Genomic DNA, 18200 nt, shown 5'->3' on the forward strand with positions numbered 1-18200 from the left:
GAATTTCATATTTTTTGAAGATAATGATAAGGAGGCGTTCATGGTGAAAGTAACCTTGGTAAAGGCTTTGGCGGCCGCGGGCGATCATACGAATATCCGGGAGATAAAGCGGGCGCATGGCGGGTCGATTAATGAAAGCTTTTTCGTAGAAACCAACAAGAACAAGTATTTTATCAAGTGTCACCCAAATTCCCCAAAGCATTTTTTCTCAATGGAGGCCAAGGGCTTACAGTACATAAAGGATACAGGAACCATTTCCGTACCCGATGTTTTGGCCTATTCTGATGAAAAGGAGGCGGCGTTTCTCGTTTTGGAATGGATTGAAGGACAGGAAACTGTAAATACTCAGACCCTGCTCGGCTGTCAATTGGCCGCCATGCATGAACATGCCGGGGAAAAACATGGCTTTTCTCAAGATACTTATATTGGTATACTGCCTCAGCCAAACGGACCTTACGACAATTGGCTCAAGTATTATCGAGATCGGAGGCTGCGCGCCCAATTAGAGCTGGGAATGAAAAATAACGTCATTACGGGGAAGAGGCGAGAAAAAATGGACGAGCTGTTGAAGGGTCTGGGAAACTGGATTCCAGAAGATATTAAGCCGTCTTATTTGCACGGAGATTTATGGAACGGCAATTGGATGGCCGGACCCGGCGGCCGCCCATACCTTATTGATCCTTCCTTTCTTTTTGGCGACAGACATTTTGAAATCGCCTTTACGGAACTGTTTGGGGGCTTTTCACAAGAATTTTATCGTGCCTATAGCGACCGCTATCCATTAGATCCGCATTATCATGAAAGAAAGCCACTGTATCAGTTATACTATTTGCTTGTCCATCTCAACCTGTTTGGTGAAGTGTATGGAACACAGGTGGATAGGGTGTTAACACGTTATGTTGGATAATTCAAAAAGGCACTCTCACCAAATGAAAGTACTTTTTTGCATCCTTATAATGGAAAAAAGAACGGGATGGCAAACATCATGACAACAAACACGACGGCCATTAAAGGGATGCCGACTTTTACAAAATCGAACACTTTATAGCCTCCCGCCGTCATGACCATCGCATTTGTCGGAGAAGCAACCGGTGTGGCAAAAGCCATATTGGATGCCACTGCGACAGCAATTAAAAATGTATATGGGTTGGCATCAATCGACAACGCCGCATTCATTGCAATAGGCGCAAATAAAATAGCGGTCGCCGTATTGCTAATAAATTGGCCAAAAATCATCGACAGCAAATATATGCCTGCAAATACACCGAGCGATCCGAATCCGCCCATCGTTTTAATGATGATTTCCGAAAGGATCAGCATTCCGCCGGTTTTTTCCAAAGCAGTCGCTATTGGCAACATGGCGGCGACAAGAACAATGGTCTCCCAATTGACTTGGCTATAGGCGTCATCCATATTGCGCAGGCACCCTGTCAAAATCATTAATACGGAGCCAATTAATACCGAAATAACAGTTGGAAACACTTCAAATACCATAAGAAAAACCATCAGTAAAATAATACCGGCAGCGACAGGAGCCTTACCGCTTGCCGCCGCCTTTCTGGCATGTACTTGCGGCTGCCCGACAACGACAACGTCATTCGTTTCCTGCGCCAACAACTCAATGGAGTCCCAAGAACCTTGGACTAAAAGAGCATCCCCAAAGCGAAGACGCTGCTTGGATGGCTCTTTCAAAACAAATTGCCCTTGACGATTGATGCCCAAAATATTTAAATTGTATTTTTCTCTAAAGCCAATTCCCCTAATCGTTTGGTTAATGAATTTGGAGTGCGGGGTCAAAAGGACTTCTGCAATGCCTAATTGTTTGGATACAAGCTCATCTGCTTCAGATTGTTCTTCATCGATTGTCAATCCGAAATCTTTGACCATTTTTTCAATGTTTTCAAGTGAGCCTTGAACATATAACACATCTTTTGGTTGAATGACACTCGTCGGCCCAGCCATCTCTTGGTATCTGATTGGCAGAAGATTCAATCCTTCTTGGGATTTTCGGACAATTTTTAAAATGTATAGCTGATACGTTGCCGGTATTTTTAATTGAGACAGACGTTTGCCAATCATCACTGATTCTTCAGGCACTTGCACTTTATACAAGCGGCCCCCCAGCTGATAATCAACAGAGAGCTGTTTGGGCGAAAGCTGGTGTTCATCTTCGGAACCACCCCGCTTCTTCCCTTTCGGAAGCAGTTTATTGCGTACAAAGTATAAATACAAAATACCAATAACGACGCCGACAAGCCCTACAGGTGTAATATCAAAAAAACCAAGCTTTTTATATCCATTTTCGACAAGTGTTTCACTGACAATCAAGTTTGCCGGGGAAGCGATCAATGTCAGCAAGCCGGAAAAACTGGCCACATATGAAAGTGGAATTAAAAACTTGGAAGGACTGCTGTGAATGCTAATGGCAATGCTGACAACGATCGGCAGCATGATCGCCACTGTTCCAGTGTTGCTCATAAATGTACCAATGAGCGCAACGATAACAAGCAGAATCACAAACAGCTTATTTTCACTTTTCCCCGCCGAACGGAGAACGAATTTGCTTGCCATCTGCGCGAGTCCGGTATGCAAAATACCCGCCCCGACAATAAATAAACCCGCGACCATGATCACAACGGAATTGGAAAAGCCGACAAGCGCTTCTGCGGGGCTCAATATTCCCGCCAATACAAACGCCAGCAAACCCATAACCGCCACGAGATCGGCCCGAATCAGGTTGGACATAAATAAAATAATCGTGATGCCTAAAATTACAAATGTCAATATAAGGTCCAAATTCATCTGAATCCTTTCTAAACATGTTTTACTACATACAGTACCCGCTTATTCATTTGGTCCGTATACTCTTTTCCGGATATCCGGCATATCCTTTTTCAGGACCCGTTTGCTTAATGTTACTTGCCAATTGGCAGAAAGAGCTTCACAGCGAGAAAGCTCCATTGCTTCTTCCATATTTTCTTTATCCTTGTGGATAATTGTATTGCATTTTTCGATTGTCCAATATGGATACGGGCGCTCCATTAACGTAAAGGATTGACCCGCTTCAACGTATCCTTCCTTTAATACACGGTAATACCAGCCAGTACGGCCTGTGTTCTGCAACAGCAAAGCCAAGTTTTTGATTTTAAATCGCCGGGCCGGCTTCCAGCAAGGCTGTCTTGGTTGGGATACTTGTATCACGGCATCACCAATTTCATAAATGTCGCCAATCGCCACATCTTCTTCTGTTTGATGCCTGATCGAAAAGTTTTCCCCCATCCCTCCAGGAAGCAACCCCGCATCAGGAAATTCATTGTTCCAATAGCCGTAGTGTTCCAGCGGATAGGCGAACACCGCTTTTTCCGGACCTCCATGATGCTTCAAATCCGCCTGGCCATCCCCTTGTAAATTTGTTTTTCCAAGCCAAACAGAGCGTTGAACAGGTTCTTTAAAGATACCGCTCCGCCACTCCCGATCCATCGGGTTTTCAGCATGTTTCTCGCCGATTGTTTTAGGTTGGCCAATAAAAACAGTTTTCAGAAATGCATCCACTTTGCAACTTCCACCTTATCCATTGAGATAATATTATTTTATCTCTCTTTGATCAAGATGCCAAACATAGAAAAGCAGGAAAGGGAATTCCTTAAATAAGGTAGATAACTTTCATTAGTTCAAATAAAAAAGAGCAGTAAATAACTGCTCAGGCTGTCAACAAATCTTCGAAAGCTTAGTCACGGCAAATCCATCCCCCCTTTGGGATTGACTTGTCTTTTTGGGGTTTACTATCCAATTTTCCATTTACTCGCGGCTTTTGAAAAATTCTATCCAATTTTCCATTTACTCACGGCTTTTGAAAAATTCTATCCAATTTTCTTATTTACTCATGGCTTTTGAAAAATTCTATCCAATTTTCTTATTTACTCATGGCTTTTGAAAAATATTATCCAATTTTCCGATTTACTCACGGCTTTTGAAAAATACTGTCCGCTTTATCCATTTTCTCGCCGATTCCAGGTAATTACTCGCTTTCCTCTCCATCATTTGCATGAATCAGAACACCTCTTCAACATCATCAAGATGATATTCATTGAGTATTCCTTTCAACCCACCGTACGGTATAACCCCTTTGCTAAATCAGCCACACGCTGCAATTTTTTAGGTTATATTGCAGTTTCGTTAACGGTTAGATTCCATATCAGACTTTGATTTATTTTTTGGTTACCAATATGAACTTATCGGAATGACAGACTAAAATGCAGGATTGCTTTTTATTCATCATCTGATCTTTTCTTTTTCAAAACCAATTGAATCACATGGGCCAATCCTTTATGAAGAGTGCCCTCTTTTCGATCCTGTTCGCCCCAGAAAAAGTGAACTACATGATGGCCTCCGATCCAATCCAGCACGTCCTTGGGGTCGTACAACATGTCGATTTCCCGTGGACCGCCCGTCCCATACCTGATTTGCTCTTTCGAGTACACTTCCAGCATCACCACACCGCCCGGTTTGACGACCTTGAGCATTTTCTTAAAAACTTCTTTTTGATCGCGACTCTGAAAGTGGCCAAACACCATGATTGCCGCATCAAACTGGCCTGCTTCAACTTCATACTCGAGCAAGTCGACTGTTTTAGTCTTTACAACGACACCGTGTTTTGCCGCCAGACTTTTCGTTTTTCGCAGACCACTTTCCGCATAATCCCAAGCTGTCACATCATGGCCTTCCCTTGCCAAAAAAACCGCGTTGCGCCCTTCACCTTCCGCAAAACAGACGACCGGCCCGCAAGCCCTCAATTGGCCGACATGTTCCCGAATAAATGCATTGGGTTCTTCTCCGTATACATATTCCTCTGTAGCAAACCGCTTATTCCACATATTTCCCATCGTTGTCCCTCCTCTAACACCACCTGAAAATTAAAAACCGTTCATGATCATTTTTTTCATATAAAAAGTCGACCCGAACCTCGTCTATAAGCTGAAATGGCGTGTAATTGATCACATAATGCACGTATTCAATGGAAGGATAGTACAAAATAAGATCAACTTTCCGCGGAGTTTGTGCCACCGACAAGCCAATATGATGAATGACATTCATGAAAATCTGCACAGAAAAGGGATTGAAAAAGAAAAAAACATTATCACTTGGATGTATGTCATATTCTTGCGCCAATAGACGCCGAAAATTAACGATACCTGCTTTTAGCTTCCCGTTTTTAATATAATTTGCTTGATTTTTGAGCGCAGATTCATACAATGAAGGGTTCATTTCCACACCTGTTGCCGAGACTTGAAAAAGATGGTGGGCGAAAAAAGCAACCCGCCCCTTGCCGCATCCCATATCAACGAAACAGTCACTTTTGGACAGCCTATAGCGGGAAAAAAGCTGTTCCAACGCCGCATAGGGTGTCGGCTCATAACGGTGATAATGAACATGGGCAGAGGGGCCTTCACAATCTCCGGTGGTTTTTATAGATAACAACTTATCATATTTGTAATCAATCATCATTAAGCTCCCCGTTCATTCAATGTTATGCTCTATTTCGGACAGCTCTTATATTTCTTTTATCAGTTCTTCCAGAGATGATTGATATGTGTGATAGTCCTCTTCCGAAAATAACGTCATGACTACTTTTCCGAATGGATGTTTTTTTAAAAAGCCGATAATCGTGCTTAAAGCGGTTTTTGAGGCGAGTTCAATGGGAAAACGGTACACTCCCGTTGAAATGGATGGAAAAGAAATGCTTTGCAGTCCTTTTTCACTCGCCAGGCCTAGTGCGTTTTTATAACAATTGGCGAGCAGCTCTTTTTCCTTCTGATCTCCTCCCTGCCAAACAGGACCCACCGTATGGATGACATATTGCGCCGGCAGGAGGTACCCTTTGGTGATGACCGCATCACCCGTTGGCAACATCTCTCCCTTCAAAACTTCTTTCCGAAGCCGTTTACACTCTTCCAGCAACTCGGGTCCAGCCGCTCGATGAATGGCTCCATCCACCCCGCCTCCGCCCAAAAGAGTGCCATTTGCCGCATTGACGATCGCATCCCTCTTCTGTTTAGTAATATCGCCTCTCATTAACGTAAGCGTGCTTCTATTGATTTCCACTTCCATTCGCACATCACCCCTTCACTTCATACTTTCATCATAGCGAGAATTGCCTATAAAGCAAAGATTATAGACTACTTTCCTGTTACTTTTTGAAAAACCATTTGCTGTCTGGACGTTCTCTTGGCGTAATATTCAAAATGAAATACGCGATGATCAGAATTAAAATCACAATGGAATAAAACAACGTATTTAATGGGTGATCATGATCAACAATGATCAAGCGGATCATGGCCGTGATGCCTATATAAAGAAAGTAGCGGAGGGGAAAATGATATTCTTCCTTAAAATACTTTACGATCATCGTAATAAACTCAAAATATAAGAAGAAGAGAAGGATATTGGCCAGAAAAAGTTTATAATCATTGCTTTCTTTTCGAATAAGAATTTGGCCGAAAATGATTAACTCCTGTATAAGTAAAACGGATAAAATGATGGCGAGGAAGACGAGTGAAATATTTAAAATAATTTGCAGTACTTTCGGGATCAATTGCACAAAAGAAATATTCTTTTTGATTTTGAACATGCGCTTCCTCCTTCAATAAAGTGACATTATTTTTTATGAAAAATCCTAGGGTACCCGCCTGGAGTGTATATATTTTCTTTCAGATCATGAACACTCCAACGACCGACTAAGGATTATGTTGCTCTACAATTCACGGTCGCCCATCCTCCTTTACAACTTTTATTTTAGCGATAGTACTCCGCATGTTTCAATTGAAAATCAAACATTTTTTGGAAATAGCAACCTGTATGACAGAAAACCAAATCCTGATTTTCCCTACACCACTTTTCAAATGAATCATAAAAACCTTTTTTAGAGAACTTCAAAAAACCTCTCGTAGTAATAAAGTCCTATTTTGTACGAAAGAGTTGACAAAGACACCTCTTTATATTAATTTTGCATTAGGGAAACTTTTTTGTGTATGTGCAATAATTAATAGGAAAGGGGAAATAGAAGTGTCATCATTCGCTTTACCGGAATTGAACTATGATTATGATGAACTCGAACCATTTATTGACGCCCGAACATTAGAAATCCATCACAGTAAACATCACGCTACATACGTCAATAACTTAAATACATTGTTGGCAGGCCATGAACATCTGCAAAATAAACCGATTGAGGATATCCTCAGCAACTTGGATTCCCTGCCCGAGGAAATACGGACAGGTGTCAGAAATAACGGCGGCGGGCATTACTGCCACAGCCTTTTTTGGGAAATCATGTGCCCAAAAGGAGGTGATGAACCAACAGGGGATATTGCTAAAGCCATCGAACATTACTTTAAAACCTTTGATAACTTCAAAGATAAGCTTTCCCAAGCAGCCATTTCCCGGTTTGGCAGTGGGTACGGCTGGCTTGTACTTGATGGTGAGGAGTTATCCATCATGAGTACTGCTAATCAGGACACGCCGTTAATGACCGGGAAAACACCGCTGCTTGTCATAGATGTTTGGGAACATGCTTATTATTTGAAGTATCAAAACAGACGACCGGAATTCGTCTCTAGTTGGTGGAACACTGTGAATTGGGATCAAGTGAATGAATTGTATTTGGAAGCGTTGAATAAAAGGTAATTGAGGCAAAGAAATATGCCATTAGCTCCCGGACTGGTGACCCGGGAGCTTTTTTTATGTTACTTAATTAATTAATGATTGCAGCGGTGCAGGAATACGCCCGCCCCGGCGGATAAGCTTCTCTGAGCTGTATTGGTTGACACCCAGTACTGGCGCCCGCCCAAGCAGTCCGCCAAATTCCACGATATCTCCTTCCCGCTTTCCCGGGACTGGAATGACGCGAACGGCTGTCGTTTTCTTATTAATCATACCGATCGCGGCTTCGTCCGCAATGATCGCAGCCAGCGTGGCAGGTGAAGCATCGCCGGATAAGGCAATCATATCGAGTCCAACCGAGCAAACACATGTCATGGCTTCCAGTTTGGATAAAGTGAGCGCCTGGTCTTCGATGCCCCGGATCATTCCCTCATCCTCACTCACCGGGATAAAAGCGCCGCTCAAACCGCCGACATAAGAACTCGCCATGGCCCCTCCTTTTTTTACTGCGTCATTCATTAAAGCGAGAGCCGCAATTGTCCCATGTGTTCCGACCCGCTCAAGGCCGATTTCTTCCAAAATATCGGCAACACTGTCATTCATGGCGTTCGTGGGAGCAAGTGACAAATCCATGATTCCGAACGGAACTTGGAGACGTTCTGCAACAACCCTGCCAAGCAGTTCGCCGGCTCGCGTGATTTTAAAAACCGTTTTCTTAATAATATCTGCCACTTCTCCAAGATCAGCCTCCGGATGGCGCCTTAAAGCATTTAACACGACGCCCGGGCCGCTGACTCCCACATTCAGCACAACTTCTCCTTCGCCCGCACCGTGAAAAGCACCCGCCATAAACGGATTATCCTCAACAGGATTACAAAAAACGACAAGCTTGGCACAGGCAATCCCGTTTCGATCCTTCGTCCTTTCCGCCGCTTCTTTTATAATCAAACCCATCTCGCGAACAGCATCCATATTAATGCCCGTTCTTGTTGTGGCAACAGAAATGGAAGAACAAACCCGCTCCGTTACGCTTAATGCCTCCGGGAGAGCGTCAAGCAGTGTTTGATCTCCTTTGGCAATGCCTTTATGAACGAGAGCAGAATAACCTCCGATAAAATCGACGCCAATTGTGGCGGCCGCTTTGTCCAATGTTTTGGCCAACTCCACCGCCTGCTCCTTCGTCGCATTGCCCAGCAACTCGGCAATTGGCGTGACGGATATTCTCTTATTGACGATTGGAATACCGAATTCTTTTTCTGCCGCCTCCGCCGTGCTTTTTAAATTCCCGGCGTATTGTATGATTTTCTCATAAACCCGTTTGTTCATTTTTTCAAAATCAGAATCAGCACAATCCGACAGGCTGATTCCCATGGTGACGGTGCGAATGTCCAAGTTTTCCATTTGGACCATCCGAATCGTTTCCATCATTTCGTTCAGCGCTATATTCATATACATTCTCCTTCTATATACGGTGCATCGACTGGAAAATCTCTTCCCGTTGAATATTAATTTGCTGTCCAATTTTCACGCCAAGTTCATCAAACTGTTTTTGCAAGCCTTCCAAATTTTCAATGCCCGTTACATCAACAACCATCATCATTGTAAAAAAATCTTGCAAAATGGTTTGCCGGATATCCAAAACGTTAATGTGGTGATCCGACAACACTTTCGTTACACTTGCAATAATCCCTACTTGATCTTTCCCAACCACGCTGACAACTGCGCGTCTTTTCTCCATGTTGTAATAGCCCCCTTCTTGAAATTGTAAACATAAAAAAAGATTGGATCTCTCCAATCTCCGAAAGTCAGTAGAATAACGTACATAAAAGTTCGTATGTTACTCTTCTGTCCTTTTGCCTGAGATTGTGAATCCTTCGGCGCCGCGTAAATCACGGTCTCTCCAGAAGCTGCTCCGGTTATAGTTTGATCCATAACCCTCATTGCTCATATTTTTGTCGATAAGTTATTTTAACAATCCGGCTCGTATTGAGTCAATAGCAGTTTTTAGAAACTTAGCACTCCCGTCTGATAATCGTGAAATAATAGCGCAAAGGACATTTCTTCTCATTCGCCTTTGCCATACCCTTCCGACTCGGATGATAACGCACTAGACCCGGGTTCCCGGCTTGGCCCAAATAAGATGCACCATGTTAAACCAGTGGCTTTCCACCTTGTCAATCTCGATTCCCGAAGCTTTTACAAGCTCCAGCATGTCACGATTATGATGACATCCGACCACACGGCAAAAAAGTGGATTGAAAGTCCTTTGGAATGTCGAAATCGCGACATGAGAGCTAATGCCATGCTCCAATAATAAAATGTTCCCGTCAGGCTTACACCAACGCTGGATTTTTTGAAACATGCCGAGAGGATTTTCGTAACAACAAAATGAAAGCGTCGAAACAATGGTGTCGAACGATTCCTCATCAAAGCTCATTTTCTCGATGTCGCCACAAATAAAGACAGCATCCATGTGATGAGCGGCGGCCGCCACCCTGGCTTTGCGAAGCATCTCTTCACTAAAATCCGTCGCCGTCACCTTGACCCCTGAAGGATAGTAAGGAAAATTGGCTCCCGCCCCAACCGCCAGTTCAAGAACTTCTCCTTCGGCTTGACGAATCAACTCTTGGCGCCACCTTTTTAACGAAGCAGAATCCTTTCCCTTGGCATATCTTTTCGCTTGCCTGTCAAACAATCGAACCAGCTTCTCTTTTTTCACCATTCTTCCTCCTCGCTCCCGGCTTTATTAAAATATAACACGGTTCTGTAATATAGTGTCTTTTTTGTTTAGAACCTTGAAAATAGCGATTCCCTGGCTTGGTTACCAAGACATGTTCATGTTTTTTGGAAATATTTTGTAACCGAAAGTATATACAGATGAAATACGGCTGTCATATTCCCCTGTTATACTAAGACCTACGATTTAAAATAAAGGAGTTTTGCATGTTGAGAAAAATAGTCATATCTATGGTTACAGCATCTATTCTAGTAGTAGGTTTTTCTGGAGCAGCTTCAGCGGCAACGGACACATATACAGTTAAAAAGGGAGATACACTTTGGGGTATCGGATTACAGCATAAGGTTTCCGTCAGCCAATTAAAAAGTTTGAACGGACTAACAAGTGACCTTATCATCCCGAATCAAGTATTAACGATTACGAATTCAAACACGGCGGCGCCAGTCAATACAACAGAAAAGCCACAAGCACCTGTTCAGACTGCCAGTCCCGAAGCAACCGCGAATGAAACTACGAATGATACGACAAATGAAACTGCCAATAAAACAATCACAGTTACAGCGACAGCCTACACGGCCAGTTGCAAAGGATGTAGCGGCATTACCGCTACCGGCATTGATTTAATAAAAAACCCTAACGCCAAAGTCATCTCCGTTGATCCGAATGTCATACCTCTTGGGTCCAAAGTTCATGTAGAAGGATACGGAACTGCCGTTGCGGGAGATACTGGCGGCGCGATAAAAGGAAATAAAATTGACTTGCACGTGCCTACTAATCAGGAAGCATTAAACTGGGGAGTCAGAACAGTTAAAGTAACAGTTTACGAGTAAACAAAGAATTAGGGGCTGTCTAAAAAGCTTCTAAAGTAAATCAGTCGCAGAAAAACGCTTCGTATTTCTGCGACTGATTTTGCATTTTGACATATGTTTAAAACCCCAACATTTATATAGAGCCTTTATCAAAAAAATCGGAGCCCTAGACGGTCTCCGATTGAAATCATTCCATAATTTCCATTCCATTGTTTTTACAACATATACCACAAGTATTTCCACAGCTCATGACAGATTCCCGCAAATATCAAGGATCAAATTCCCCATTTTCTTGTAAGCACCCTGTTTTATAAAGCCATATCAGTAAATGCATGAGGGGGACAAGACATAGCCATTACATTTGGGTGATCTTAACTTTTATCATAACGATGAACAACGCGCAGCCCGCCGGACGCCGAAATCACACTTCCTGTTATCAAATCGGAATCATCTTCACACAAAAAGGCAACAATGCGGGCAATATCTTCCCCTGTACCGGAACGCCCTATCGGGGTGTGCGTATCCCTCACTTTTCTTGCCGTTTCGATGTCTGCTTCTTTCATATCGCCGACAATATCTCCAGGGCAAACCATATTGGCAGTGATGCCAAACTCGGCTTCTTCCAACGCAATCGTCTTTGTTAAAGATACGAGTCCCACTTTTGCGGCACTGAATGCGGAGCGGTACTTCCATCCCGGAGATTGTTCAGCATCTTGAAATCCATATGTAACGATTCTGCCGAATCGCTGCTTGCGCATAACAGGAACCGTTAACTTGAGAAAATGAAAGGCGGCACTCAAGTTGCCATGAATCATTTCGTCCCACTCGTCATCTTTATAATCAACGAGCTTTTTCCGTTCAAATATGTAAGGACCGGCATTATTGATTAAATAATCGATTCGGCCAAAGCGTTCCAGTGCCTTCTTCACAATTCGTGCTATATCTTCTCTTTTCGTGACATCCCCTTGGACAAATTGCAGTTGCTCGGAAAAAGGCTCCCAATCCTTCTTTAATTCCTCCACTCTCGCCACATCACTTCGATAACTGACTGTGACGGAGCGGCCATCCCGAAGAAACCTTTCTGTGACTTGCCTTCCCAGTCCCTTTGAACCCGCAGTGATTACAGCATGCCTCATCATGTTCACCTCTATAAGCCTTTATCCATTTTTATCCTTCTCTTTTTATTATATACAAAAATAACTAGGGAACCATGTTTTAAAAGAGCAAATGTCTATAAATGCAAGTTCCGCCCGGAACAAGAGGCGGTGTTCTTACACCAAGGATGAACTAGTTTTTCCCCTCTTCGGCTGGTAAATCATCAGGATAAACAATTGTATCGAATACTTCCCCCGTATCCGCGTTTTTCAACGAGATGGTTACTTTGGCCTCCTCCGCAGACTCTCCAGAAAATACTTGGTAGTACAATCCGGACATGCCGAGTCCCAAAGCCGCAACACGGTCAAAGCTCTTTTCGTATTTCTCCTGATCCACACTAAGAGTGAACTCAGTAAACGACTTATTGTGGGTAATGTCTTTTATGGATGAAACATTTTCATCATTCTTCGTTTCTTCGATATATTCCTGAACACTTTTTTCCATTTCCTGCATCATTTTTTCATGTTCTTGCTTGGACATTTTGTAAGTGATTGATCCATCATCATTCTTTGTCACTTCTTTTACGCCTTTTGCCTTTGCTTCCTTTATGAGTTCGTCTGTATCTTTCTCTCCAATTAAAGATGCGGGAAGTGTGACTTCCACATTTCGTAATCCTTTCTCCACTTCCACACCTTTCTCCTCTTGCTCGGATTTTGCCGGCTCCGCCTTCTTTTTATCCGCTTCTTCCTTTCCGCAAGCTGAAACGATCACCATGACAAACACAAGAAATAGTACTGACACTAATTTTTTCAAAAAAATTCCTCCTAAAAGTTAAATAAAAAGTGATATTTTTACATTATATCAAATTTGATCTTCTCGTGTATTAGGGGTATTAAGCTAGGCGTTTTGTTTTGAATTTGCTTTTTGCGAAAAATTTATACACTGTCGTTTTACACTACAAGCCATGCTTTTTCGCAAGTCTGCTTGAGCTTCTTCACTTGCCATTGCGTACCTCGCGAGGCTCGTAACGCCTGGAGTCCCCTATTCGATTGATTACCTGATGGATATGTCAAATTCTGGGCAATTCTGAGATACTCCTGGAAAATGGTCTTAAACTCATGTGGGACAATGCTTTTCTCACCCATTGAGACTGTCCGGTTGTTTGCCGACCTTTCCAGGCCACATACCAACTTTCCGGTTACATCCTTTAAATTGTATCTTGAATTTATTTTTTTACTTGCATATCACCGCAAGTCTTTTATATAAACCTTGAACGCCTGAATAAATAATTCCGGTGAAGTTTCAACAACATAAGAGAATATCCCCTGAACAGTGTGTAAAAAGAGCAGGCCCCCTTCACCGCCAACTTTCCGAAAAGATATATCAAGGACATCCTCTATAGGGAACCTTCGGTAGCGGGTAACAATACGGTTTCGATATAAGTATATTTGCCGGTGTTGAACAATATTTTTTTGTTCAAGATCCACGACCCTGGTAACTTTAATATAAGGTTGGATCGCAAGCAAATCCATCGACTCCCTCCTTTTATGTCCACTATCATTATACATGCATTTTCATATACAATAATATTTAGAAAAGCAAAGATGGTGATACCATGTTCAAGATTTTTCTCATAGAAGACGATGCATCCTTATTCAATGAGGTCAAAGACCGTTTGACACAATGGTCTTACGATGTGTACGGCGTAGAAGATTTTGGCCGGGTGCTTCAGGAATTTACTGCGATTAAACCTGATTTGGTCATTATTGATATCCAATTGCCGAAGTTTGACGGCTTTCATTGGTGTCGGTTGATTCGCTCTCATTCCAATGTGCCAATCATCTTTTTGTCATCAAGAGACCACCCTACGGACATGGTCATGTCCATGCAACTAGGTGCGGATGATTTTATCCAGAAACCTTTCCACTTTGATGTGCTGATTGCAAAAATACAGGCCATTCTCCGCCGTGTCTATAACTATAATACAGACACGTTGGATATGAAAAGCTGGTGCGGCGCCACCGTGGACTACGCGAAAAATACGGTTACCAATGAAAACGGGACAATTGAATTGACCAAAAATGAAATGTTTATCTTGAAAGTGCTCATTGAAAAGAAAAATACCATCGTCAGCCGGTCGGAATTGATCAAAAGCCTTTGGGATGATGAAAGATTTGTCAGCGACAATACACTGACCGTCAATGTAAACCGTTTAAGGAAAAGCCTCGAGACGATAGGCCTTGGCAAATTTATCGAAACAAAAGTCGGACAAGGTTATATGGCGAAAGAAGAGGAGCAGTAACATGATAAAAAAATTTTTGATCGAAAGATGTAGTTGGATCTTGTTATTTTTATTTACCCAACTCCTGTTTCTTTTTATCGCTTATATTGATTCAGCCATCCCGCTCGCGTCAGTAGGCTATATTATTTTTTTAACGGCCTTGATTTTCATCATCTTTCTGGCAGTCCGCTACAATATAGAAACACCTTTTTACAAAAGCCTGAAAGACTGGGAAGGCAGCCTTGATTTGGCGGGGATCGCGGAAGCGAGATCACCTTTTGAAAAAATAGTAAAAAACAGCCTGGCGGATCAAACAGCCAGACAGATGAAAATATATAGTAAAAATCGGCTGGCCCTCGAGCAGAAAAAAGATGATTTATTATCTTGGATTCATGAAGTGAAGACTCCCATGACAACCATGCACTTAATGATTGAACGGTTGGATGATGAAGAAGCGAAAGCGCGGCTGGCGTATGAATGGCTGAGAATCCATCTGTTGCTTGATCAGCAACTCCATCAAAAACGGATTTCGTTCATTGAAAACGATCTTCATGTTGGAAAAGTTCCCTTGGAGCCTTTGATTGTAAAAGAAATTAAAAATTTGCAGTCATGGTGTATGCAAAAAGGAATCGGATTTGAAGTGGACCTGCAAGTGGATGAAGTCCTGAGTGACGATAAATGGATGGCTTTTATCATAAGACAACTGTTAACAAACGCGGTAAAATACAGCGAAGCTTCCGAAATTATCATTCGCAGCAGGATGGAAAATGGTCAAACAGTCCTTGAAGTGCGGGACTACGGCCGAGGGATTGATCCGAAGGACCTTCCCCGCATCTTTGACAAAGGCTTTACCTCAACAACTCATCCAGACCAAGCCGCCACAGGAATGGGGCTGTATTTGGTGAAAAAAGCGGCAAAATCGTTATTGATTCAAATCGATGTAAAATCAAAGCCGGGAGCAGGGACGACATTCACCCTCATCTTTCCAAAACAAAACGAATTTGTGAGTCTCACAAGCATGTGACATGATTGTCACATGCTTTTATGATTTGTTCGGCGAGTCGAAGGAAAAAGACAGCCAATCCTTTTATGATAAAACATATCAAGTAAAGGAGTGAACAAGGTTGAGTATTCTAGACGCGCAAAAATCGGACAAAAGTGACAGAAATCAATTGAACAAGCAGGAAGTTTTAAAAGGAATAGATATTCAAGTGGAAAACGGAGATGTTGTCAGTATCATGAGCGCGTCAGGCTCGGGAAAAATGACATTGCTTAACGTCCTTTCTTCCATTGACAAAGTGAGCCGGGATACGATCAAAATTGATGGAAAAGACATCGTCGGCAGGAAGGAAAAACAAAGGGTCATCTTTATTAAAGACGGACAAATACATACGCAACTGAAAGGCGAAGAAGCGAGGCAGATGTTCCTGAAAGATATCATGAAAACCCAAGGTGTGTTGGGCGGTGTCCATGATGAACATTAATCAGCTCATTTTTCGCAACTTAAAAAAAAATATAAAGAATTATTACCTCTATGTGTTTGCTTTAATTTTCAGTGTGACCCTTTATTTCGCTTTTGTCACCTTGCAATATGACCCAGTAATAATCAAGGAGACAGCTTCCTCTTCCAAAGGCGTCGCCGGATTCAAGGCCGCATCTGTCTTGCTCGTGGCAATCGTAGCAGTCTTTCTCTTATATGCCAATATCCTGTTCATTAAAAGAAGAAGCAAAGAAATTGGATTGTTCCAGCTCATTGGCATGACCAAGAGCAAAATTTTCCGGCTGTTGAGTGCCGAAAACGCCATTCTTTACTTCAGTTCTTTGGCGATCGGCATCTTTATCGGCTTTTCCGCTTCCAAGTTCATCATCATGATTTTATTTAAAATAACCGATATCAATGCAATCGCCACCTTGCATTTTTCAACAAAAGCGTTGTTTCAGACAGTGCCTGTTTTTGTTGTTATTTATCTTTTCATCATGTTGATGAACTACTTGTTTATCAAAAAGCAAACGATCCTGTCGTTATTCCGGGTTCTTTCTTCAACGGAAGTAAAAATAAAGAAATTATCCAAACGCGATGCCTTCATCGGCGTACTCGGAATCGCGTTGATTATCATTGGCTATTATGTTTCAACGGAAATGTTTAGTGGTAAATTCGCTAAAGAATTAGCGTCCACCATGTTGTTTATTCTCGGCAGCGTCATTATCGGAACTTACCTTTTTTATAAAGGATCGGTCAGTTTTATCTTCCATCTCATTCGGAAAAAAAAGAACGGGTATCTGAATATAAACGAGGTACTGTCGCTTTCCTCCATCATGTTCCGAATGAAGTCAAATGCCTTGCTTTTGACTGTCATTACGACTGTTTCAGCACTGGCGATCGGCTTTCTCTCTCTTTCTTACATTTCTTACTGTTCGGTGGATAATTCGGTTCAAGACTATCCGGCTGATTTTACCTTTAAGAATGTAAAGGACGCAAATGAATTGAAAACCGCATTTAAAAAGAAGCAGATCGCATTCAGCGAAACAAAAATCAACGTTCTGCAAGTAGAAGCCAATGTAAAGGATATTCTGGACAACCAGGATGGCGTGAATTCCGATACAATGGTATTGGCTGTCGTCAGTGACAAAGATGTTAAGGGTGTGGATGTTTCTTCTGACGAGACGGTGTTTAGCGGCCCATCAAACGATGTGGACATACCTTTGAAAGAAGGCGGGAAAATGAAGTGGAAAACGCAAAATAAAACCATTTCCCAAACGTTAAAAGGCTTGCGGGAGGAGTCCATTATTTCCATAGACTTTACCGCTTTAAATGATATTAAGCTGGCTGCCATTGTAGACGATACCGTATTTCACCATATGAAGCAGCATCTAAATCCAGATATTCAAATAAAACCGTATTATATCGGAATAGACATTCAAGACCAAAAAGAGATACAAAAAGCGAACCACATTTTTAAACAACTTGGCTTTCATAAAACCGATGCTATCTCGCGTTATGAAATAAACAAATTTGCCAAACAATATTTTGGGATGCTCATGTTTATCGTCGGGTTTTTAGGACTTACCTTTTTGATTACTTCAGGCTGTATCCTTTACTTCAAGCAAATGGATGAAAGTGAAGATGAAAAGCCAAACTACACCATCTTGAGAAAGCTCGGGTTTTCACAAAGAGACTTGCTACGGGGCATTCAGGCAAAACAATTGTTCAACTTCGGCATTCCGCTTGGAATTGGATTGCTTCACGGCTATTTCGCCGTCAAGTCCGGCTGGTTCTACTTCGGAACCGAATTATGGACACCCATGTTTATCGTCATGGGGCTATATACTGCGCTGTACTCCATTTTCGGCCTGCTCTCCGTCCTTTATTATAAAAAGGTCATTCAAGATGCGTTGTAAAAAGCTTCGGGCATTTTTAGCCCGGAGTTTTTTTATGATTAGGATAAAATTCAGATAAAAACAGAACAATACGATCAATACAATATTCTCATCTTCGACATTTGAATCACATTCCGACTTAGTCCTCTAACAGGATACGGTGGTGAAAAAATACATTTCATTTACCAATCATTTTGGGTTTATTAAGATTTATCCCGCATGTAAGGTGCCATATATACCC

Annotated in this window: 18 protein-coding genes, 1 pseudogene and 1 riboswitch; of the genes and pseudogenes, 7 read left to right on the top strand and 12 right to left on the bottom strand. The window is 42.2% G+C overall.

Features of this window, described 5'->3' with window-relative positions; all coding sequences use genetic code 11:
• Nucleotides 1-40: 40 nt before the first annotated feature.
• Nucleotides 41-907: a fructosamine kinase family protein gene (locus JOC94_RS07290; protein ID WP_205178963.1), complete on the top strand. Its 867-nt coding sequence runs from the start codon at nt 41-43 to the stop codon at nt 905-907.
• Between the two features lie 44 nt (nt 908-951).
• Here JOC94_RS07290 and JOC94_RS07295 read toward each other — a convergent pair whose 3' ends face one another.
• The 6 genes from JOC94_RS07295 to psiE form a co-directional block, all read right to left on the bottom strand.
• The gene (locus tag JOC94_RS07295; RefSeq protein WP_077112483.1) at nt 952-2802 is read right to left on the bottom strand and encodes an SLC13 family permease; all 1851 of its coding nucleotides are present in this window, start codon (nt 2800-2802) and stop codon (nt 952-954) included.
• A gap of 42 nt (nt 2803-2844) precedes the next feature.
• On the bottom strand, nt 2845-3552 hold the full coding sequence (locus JOC94_RS07300; protein ID WP_077112485.1) for an MOSC domain-containing protein: 708 nt from the start codon (nt 3550-3552) through the stop codon (nt 2845-2847).
• Nucleotides 3553-4268: 716 nt separating this feature from the next.
• Nucleotides 4269-4883: a class I SAM-dependent methyltransferase gene (locus JOC94_RS07305; RefSeq protein ID WP_077112487.1), complete on the bottom strand. Its 615-nt coding sequence runs from the start codon at nt 4881-4883 to the stop codon at nt 4269-4271.
• Between the two features lie 13 nt (nt 4884-4896).
• The gene (locus JOC94_RS07310) at nt 4897-5502 is read right to left on the bottom strand and encodes a class I SAM-dependent methyltransferase (protein ID WP_077112489.1); all 606 of its coding nucleotides are present in this window, start codon (nt 5500-5502) and stop codon (nt 4897-4899) included.
• Nucleotides 5503-5550: 48 nt separating this feature from the next.
• Complete coding sequence (locus JOC94_RS07315) at nt 5551-6108, bottom strand: O-acetyl-ADP-ribose deacetylase (RefSeq protein ID WP_077112491.1); 558 nt, start codon at nt 6106-6108, stop codon at nt 5551-5553.
• Between the two features lie 79 nt (nt 6109-6187).
• Complete coding sequence (psiE, locus tag JOC94_RS07320) at nt 6188-6628, bottom strand: phosphate-starvation-inducible protein PsiE (protein WP_077112493.1); 441 nt, start codon at nt 6626-6628, stop codon at nt 6188-6190.
• A gap of 434 nt (nt 6629-7062) precedes the next feature.
• Between psiE and JOC94_RS07325 the strand changes: the two genes are divergently transcribed.
• Nucleotides 7063-7683 carry a superoxide dismutase gene (locus tag JOC94_RS07325; RefSeq protein ID WP_077112495.1) on the top strand — a complete coding sequence of 207 codons (621 nt, stop codon included), beginning with the start codon at nt 7063-7065 and terminating at the stop codon, nt 7681-7683.
• Between the two features lie 63 nt (nt 7684-7746).
• Here the strand turns inward: JOC94_RS07325 and JOC94_RS07330 are convergent, their stop codons facing one another.
• From JOC94_RS07330 to JOC94_RS07340, 3 genes are all read right to left on the bottom strand, one after another.
• Nucleotides 7747-9108, bottom strand: coding sequence for a PFL family protein (locus JOC94_RS07330; RefSeq protein ID WP_077112497.1), 1362 nt, complete (start codon nt 9106-9108; stop codon nt 7747-7749).
• 13 nt (nt 9109-9121) lie between these two features.
• Nucleotides 9122-9397 carry an ACT domain-containing protein gene (locus tag JOC94_RS07335; RefSeq protein WP_077112499.1) on the bottom strand — a complete coding sequence of 92 codons (276 nt, stop codon included), beginning with the start codon at nt 9395-9397 and terminating at the stop codon, nt 9122-9124.
• Between the two features lie 97 nt (nt 9398-9494).
• Nucleotides 9495-9573, bottom strand: a riboswitch (glycine riboswitch).
• A 193-nt stretch (nt 9574-9766) separates the two neighbouring features.
• Nucleotides 9767-10381 (bottom strand): class I SAM-dependent methyltransferase, encoded by a 615-nt coding sequence (locus JOC94_RS07340; protein ID WP_213089000.1) that lies wholly within the window; start codon nt 10379-10381, stop codon nt 9767-9769.
• Nucleotides 10382-10602: 221 nt separating this feature from the next.
• On the opposite strand from JOC94_RS07340, the gene JOC94_RS07345 reads away from it, so the two are divergent.
• Nucleotides 10603-11226, top strand: coding sequence for a 3D domain-containing protein (locus JOC94_RS07345; protein WP_408021907.1), 624 nt, complete (start codon nt 10603-10605; stop codon nt 11224-11226).
• 350 nt (nt 11227-11576) lie between these two features.
• Here JOC94_RS07345 and JOC94_RS07350 read toward each other — a convergent pair whose 3' ends face one another.
• From JOC94_RS07350 to JOC94_RS07360, 3 genes are all read right to left on the bottom strand, one after another.
• On the bottom strand, nt 11577-12341 hold the full coding sequence (locus JOC94_RS07350) for an SDR family oxidoreductase (RefSeq protein WP_077112502.1): 765 nt from the start codon (nt 12339-12341) through the stop codon (nt 11577-11579).
• A 151-nt stretch (nt 12342-12492) separates the two neighbouring features.
• Complete coding sequence (locus JOC94_RS07355; protein ID WP_083717607.1) at nt 12493-13113, bottom strand: hypothetical protein; 621 nt, start codon at nt 13111-13113, stop codon at nt 12493-12495.
• Between the two features lie 431 nt (nt 13114-13544).
• Nucleotides 13545-13832 carry a hypothetical protein gene (locus JOC94_RS07360; protein ID WP_077112506.1) on the bottom strand — a complete coding sequence of 96 codons (288 nt, stop codon included), beginning with the start codon at nt 13830-13832 and terminating at the stop codon, nt 13545-13547.
• A gap of 83 nt (nt 13833-13915) precedes the next feature.
• Between JOC94_RS07360 and JOC94_RS07365 the strand changes: the two genes are divergently transcribed.
• From JOC94_RS07365 to JOC94_RS07380, 4 genes and pseudogenes are all read left to right on the top strand, one after another.
• Nucleotides 13916-14602, top strand: a complete 687-nt coding sequence (locus JOC94_RS07365) for a response regulator transcription factor (protein ID WP_077112508.1) — start codon at nt 13916-13918, stop codon at nt 14600-14602.
• 1 nt (nt 14603) lies between these two features.
• Nucleotides 14604-15605 carry a sensor histidine kinase gene (locus JOC94_RS07370; RefSeq protein ID WP_205178965.1) on the top strand — a complete coding sequence of 334 codons (1002 nt, stop codon included), beginning with the start codon at nt 14604-14606 and terminating at the stop codon, nt 15603-15605.
• Between the two features lie 100 nt (nt 15606-15705).
• Nucleotides 15706-15957 (top strand): annotated as a pseudogene (locus tag JOC94_RS07375) (ATP-binding cassette domain-containing protein); the annotation flags it as partial.
• Between the two features lie 97 nt (nt 15958-16054).
• Nucleotides 16055-17980 carry an ABC transporter permease gene (locus tag JOC94_RS07380; protein ID WP_205178999.1) on the top strand — a complete coding sequence of 642 codons (1926 nt, stop codon included), beginning with the start codon at nt 16055-16057 and terminating at the stop codon, nt 17978-17980.
• Nucleotides 17981-18200 lie beyond the last annotated feature (220 nt).

Origin of the sequence: Siminovitchia thermophila, assembly GCF_016909185.1 — a bacterium.
Lineage (GTDB): Bacteria > Bacillota > Bacilli > Bacillales > Bacillaceae_C > Siminovitchia > Siminovitchia thermophila.